Source organism: Actibacterium sp., assembly GCF_041584535.1.
Lineage (GTDB): Bacteria > Pseudomonadota > Alphaproteobacteria > Rhodobacterales > Rhodobacteraceae > Actibacterium_D.
In genome coordinates, this window is sequence record NZ_JBFHDW010000224.1 from 1 (window position 1) to 4,523 (window position 4,523).

The 4,523-nt window shown below is 61.2% G+C and carries 6 protein-coding genes; 5 read left to right on the top strand and 1 reads right to left on the bottom strand.

All coding sequences use genetic code 11. The features are described 5' to 3' along the window. Positions 1-170 precede the first annotated feature (170 nt). The 5 genes from ligK (at position 171) to ABYW26_RS11040 (ending at position 4,126) form a co-directional block, all read left to right on the top strand. Positions 171-863, top strand: a complete 693-nt coding sequence (gene ligK, locus ABYW26_RS11020) for a 4-carboxy-4-hydroxy-2-oxoadipate aldolase/oxaloacetate decarboxylase (protein ID WP_372604912.1) — start codon at positions 171-173, stop codon at positions 861-863. Positions 864-952: 89 nt separating this feature from the next. After that, a complete protein-coding gene (locus ABYW26_RS11025; protein ID WP_372604914.1) occupies positions 953-2,008 on the top strand; it encodes a 4-oxalomesaconate tautomerase in 1,056 nt (351 codons plus the stop codon). Next, entirely contained in the window at positions 2,005-2,895 is an 891-nt protein-coding gene (locus ABYW26_RS11030) for an amidohydrolase family protein (protein ID WP_372604915.1), read from the top strand. Before ABYW26_RS11025 ends, ABYW26_RS11030 begins: the two co-directional genes overlap by 4 nt. A gap of 18 nt (positions 2,896-2,913) precedes the next feature. Next, positions 2,914-3,276, top strand: coding sequence for a protocatechuate 4,5-dioxygenase subunit alpha (locus ABYW26_RS11035; protein ID WP_372604916.1), 363 nt, complete (start codon positions 2,914-2,916; stop codon positions 3,274-3,276). Between the two features lies 1 nt (position 3,277). Next, complete coding sequence (locus ABYW26_RS11040) at positions 3,278-4,126, top strand: class III extradiol dioxygenase family protein (RefSeq protein WP_372604917.1); 849 nt, start codon at positions 3,278-3,280, stop codon at positions 4,124-4,126. Positions 4,127-4,195: 69 nt separating this feature from the next. Here ABYW26_RS11040 and ABYW26_RS11045 read toward each other — a convergent pair. Further along, positions 4,196-4,523 (bottom strand): MFS transporter (locus tag ABYW26_RS11045; protein WP_372604918.1); only part of this gene is annotated, 328 nt, incomplete at its 5' end.

Here is a 4,523-nt window from a genome sequence, read left to right on the forward strand (position 1 = left end):
ATTCAGTGCATGCAGGGTCAGGAACACCTGTGGCATTTCTATGAGAACGTGGCTGAAAACCGCGGCAACCACTTCCGCCGCAACTCGGGCGGTCAGGCCGGTGGCAAGCCTGCGAAATATGCCGAAGGGTTCGAGGCGGTCTTCCCCCGCACCGTGGAAGAGCTGGACTGATGACCTATCAACCCGGAACCACTGGAATCGTCGTTCAGAACATCGAACGCGCCGATCAGGACATCATCGACGGTTTGGCCGCCTGTGGCGTGGCCACCGTGCACGAGGCGCAGGGCCGCAAGGGCCTGCTGGCCGATTACCTGCGCCCGATCTATCCGGGCGCGCGGATCGCTGGCTCGGCCGTGACCATTCTGGCGCCGCCCTGCGACAACTGGATGATCCATGTCGCGATCGAACAGCTTCAGGCCGGGGACGTTCTGTTGCTGGGCACGATCACGCCGTCGAATGCCGGTTATTTCGGTGACCTTCTGGCCACCTCGGCCATGGCACGCGGCTGTCGCGGGCTGATCATCGACGCCGGGGTGCGCGATGTGCGCGACCTGACCGAGATGGGCTTTCCGGTCTGGTCCAAGGCCGTGCATGCGCAAGGCACGATCAAAGAGACGCTGGGCTCGGTCAACGTGCCGGTGGTCTGTGCGGATGAGCTGGTCAACCCCGGCGACATCGTGATCGCCGATGATGACGGCGTCTGCGTCGTGCGCCGCGAAGAAGCGGCCGAGGTGCTGGAAAAAGCCCGTGCCCGTGAAGCGAACGAAGGCGAAAAACGCGCGCGCTTTGAGGCGGGCGAGCTGGGGCTCGACATCTACAAGATGCGCGCGCGGCTGGCTGAGATGGGTCTGAAATACGTCTGAGCCGTAAGGCGCGGATTTTGAGAACCGAGCCGGGGGCCAGCCCCCGGACCCCCGGGATATTTACACGAAGAAGAAACAGGAACGCGATCATGTCTGACGGTGTGCGCTGTATGTGGATGCGGGGGGGGACCTCGAAAGGCGGGTATTTCCTGGCCGAGGATCTGCCCGCTGACGTGGCGGCGCGCGATGCGTTCCTGCTGGGGATGATGGGATCGCCCGATCTTCGCCAGATCGACGGGATGGGCGGGGCGGACCCGCTGACGTCGAAAGTGGCGGTGGTGAAAAAGTCGGACCGGGCGGGCGTGGATGTGGATTACCTGTTTTTGCAGGTATTTGTTGACCAGCCGATCGTGACCGACGCGCAGAACTGCGGCAATATTCTGGCCGGTGTCGGCCCCTTTGCCATCGAGCGCGGGCTGGTCGCGGCCTCGGGCGATGTGACGCCGGTGACGATCTATATGGAGAATACCGGGCAGGTTGCCGTGTCGCGGGTGGCAACGCCGGGTGGCAAGGTCAGCTATGCCGGTGACGCGCGGATCGATGGGGTGCCGGGCAGTTCGGCACCAGTGCCGATCGCGTTCAAGGATACTGCCGGGTCGTCCTGCGGGGCGCTGCTGCCGACCGGCAATGCCGTCGATATGGTCGAGGGCGTTGCCGTTACGATGATCGACAACGGCATGCCCTGCGTGGTGATGCGGGCCGCTGATATGGGGATTTCCGGCGAGGAAAGCCCCGAGGAGTTGGAAGCCAATGCCGGTTTGCGCGCCAGGCTGGAGGCGATCCGGCTGGCCTGTGGGCCGATGATGAATCTGGGTGATGTCGCCGCGAAATCGGTGCCGAAGATGACCATGGTCAGTGCGCCCCGCAATGGCGGCGCGATTTCAACCCGGACCTTCATTCCGCATCGCTGTCACAAGACCATCGGCGTCCTGGGCGCGGTCAGCGTGGCCACCGCCTGTCTGCTGGAGGGCTCGCCCGCCTATGATCTGGCCCAGCGCGGCGATGGCGCCGAGCGCAGTCTGGCCATCGAACATCCGACCGGCGAGATGACGGTCGTGGCGACTTTGGACGATACCGGCACGGTTCAATCCGCAGCGATCCTGCGAACCGCGCGCAAATTGATGGATGGAGAGGTTTTCGCATGACTGAAGACGTGCAAGTGATGGATGCCGATTGGCTGGAATTCCACCCAAATCCGAAAAAGCCGGATTTCAAGCTGCCAATGGGCGCGGTGGATGCGCATTGCCATGTCTTCGGTCCGTCGCCGGAATTCCCCTTTGCGCCTGAACGCAAATACACCCCCTGCAACGCTGGCAAGGACAAGCTGTTCGCGCTGCGCGATTATCTGGGCTTCAGCCGCAACGTGATCGTGCAGGCCACCTGTCACGGCAAGGACAACCGCGCGATGATGGATGCCTGCCGCGCGGCGGGCGATCTGGCCCGTGGGATTGCCTCGGTCGGGGCCGATATTACCCGCGACGAGATCGCCGAGATGCATGCCGCTGGTGTGCGCGGCGTCCGGTTCAACTTTGTCAAACGTCTGGTCGATGCCACCCCGAAAGAGGTGTTTCTGACCATCGCCGACAAGATCAAGGAGTTCGGCTGGCATATCGTCGTCTATTTCGAAGCGCAGGATCTGGAGGAACTGATCCCGTTCCTGAAGCAACTGCCGACGATCATCGTGGTTGACCATATGGGCCGCCCCGATGTGTCGAAAGGCGTCGATCACCCCGATTTCCAGCGGTTCATCACCCTGATGGCCGAGAACGAAAATATCTGGTCCAAAGTCACCTGCCCCGAGCGCCTGTCGCTGCAAGGTCCGCCCTATGACGATGTGGTGCCCTTCTGTCAGGCCATTGTCGATCGCTTTCCCGATCGCGTGCTCTGGGGCACCGACTGGCCGCACCCGAACATGAAATCCCACATGCCCGATGACGGGGCTTTGGTGGATTACATTCCGAAAATCGCGCGAACACCCGAACAGCAGCAAAAGCTGCTCGTGGACAACCCTATGCGCCTTTACTGGGCGTAAACGAGAGGAGGAGCCGCTATGGAATTTAGTGAGTTCGACCACCACGCCGACATTCCCGGCACCACGATCTTTGACGGGAAACAGGCGATGAAGGGCTATGCCCTGAACAAGATGTGCTATTCGTTCAATGGCCAGGCGGCTCGCGACGAATACCTCGCCGACCCCGAGGCCTATTATGAAAAATTCGGCCTGAACGAGCAGCAAAAGCAAGCCTGCCGCGACAAGAACGTGCTGGCCATGATCGAGGCCGGCGGCAACATCTACTATCTCGCCAAGTTCGCCGGCATTTTCAAACTGTCGGTTCAGGATGTGGGCGCCCAGCAGACCGGCATGACCACCGAAGAATTCAAACAGAAACTTCTGGACGCGGGGAAACGGTAACATGGCTAAGATTATTGGCGGTATCACCACGTCGCACATTCCGGCAGTGGGCAACGCAATCGCGCAGGGCCTGTTCGAAGACCCGTATTGGAAACCGTTCTTTGACGGCTATCCGCCGGTCCATGAATGGCTGGCCAAGCAAAAACCCGATGTCGTGATCAACATCTATAACGACCACGGCCTTGGGTTCTTTCTGGACAAGATGCCGACGTTCGCCATTGGCGCGGCGTTGGAATACCGGAACGAGGACGAAGGCTGGGGCATCCCGCAGTTGCCGCCGTTCCCCGGTGCGCCGGAACTGAGCTGGCATGTGATCGAAGGCATGGTGGCCGATCATTTCGACATCACCTCGTGTCAGGAACTGGCGGTCGATCACGGCTTTACCGTGCCGATGCAATTGTTCTGGCCGGGCCTGCGCAACAACCCGGACATGCCCAAGGCGATCCCGATTTCGGCGAACACCGTGCAGCACCCGATCCCGACGCTTAGCCGGGCACTGGCCTTTGGCCGGGCGCTGCGCAAGGCGGTCGAAAGTTACCCCGAGGACATCAAGGTTGTGGTGCTGGGCACCGGCGGCCTGTCGCACCAGCTGGACGGCCAGCGTGCCGGTTTCATCAACCGCGAGTTCGATGAATACTGCATGGACAAAATCGTCACCGATCCCGATGCTCTGACCAAGATCTCGCGCATGGAACTGGTTGAAAAGGCCGGTGCGCAAGGCACCGAATTCCTGATGTGGATGATGATGCGCGGCGCATTGGGCGACAAGGTGAACCTGCTGCACAGCAATTATCATATCCCGATCTCGAACACTGGCGCGGGCACGATGCTGTTGGAATGCGTCGATTAAGTCACGGTTTGAGTGAAACAAAACGGGCCGGGGGGAACCCCGGCCTGTCTATTTTCAGGCGCCGCCGGTCTAAGCCGGCGATTGCAGGGCGGACGGCCCGCGCGTCTTGAAATACAGCGTGCCAACCACGATCAGGTTCAGCGCCCCGGCGATGGCCGCAATGGCAAAGGTCAGCTGATAATCCCCGGTGCGATCAAAGAAATACCCGCCCAGATAGCCGCCATTGGCATGGCCGAACCACGCGAACATGGTGACGATCCCCATCGCCGAGGCGCGCCGCGACGGATGGGTCAGCGTCGCGACCGAGACCAGAATCCCGGTCATCACCCCGGCATAGCCAAAGCCATAGATCACCGCGTAAAGGGTAAAGCCCGACAGGCTGTTCATGAAGAAAAAG